We start from the raw sequence: 281 nt of genomic DNA, 5'->3' as shown, positions 1-281 counted from the left end.
CGATGTTCGCGCCTTCGACTTCCTGCCGAACGCGGACCCGCCGCACCGCGCGCCGCCGGGTGCAGCGGCCGGCCATCGCGTCGCCATGCTGTGGCTGGCCCTGGCCGGCGAGAGTGGTTTCGGCATCGACCTGCGCGAGCTGCGCCGCGGCGGCGCCTCCTACATGGTCGATACGCTGGTCGAGCTGCGTGGCGAGCTGGGGCCCGAAGCGCCACTGGTGCTGCTGCTCGGCGAGGATGCCTGGCGTGGCTTCGATCGCTGGCAACGCTGGCAGGCGATTC

1 protein-coding gene is annotated in these 281 nt (G+C 72.2%); it reads left to right on the top strand.

The annotated features are described in order from the left end of the window. The coding region (locus FLQ44_RS18115; protein WP_500692555.1) for a nucleotidyl transferase family protein at window positions 1-281 on the top strand (281 nt) is incomplete at both ends.

This window comes from Vogesella mureinivorans, from assembly GCF_007644035.1.
Lineage (GTDB): Bacteria > Pseudomonadota > Gammaproteobacteria > Burkholderiales > Chromobacteriaceae > Vogesella > Vogesella mureinivorans.
The sequence above is the reverse complement of the archived record's forward strand: the minus strand, read 5'-3'. Positions and strand labels throughout refer to the sequence as shown.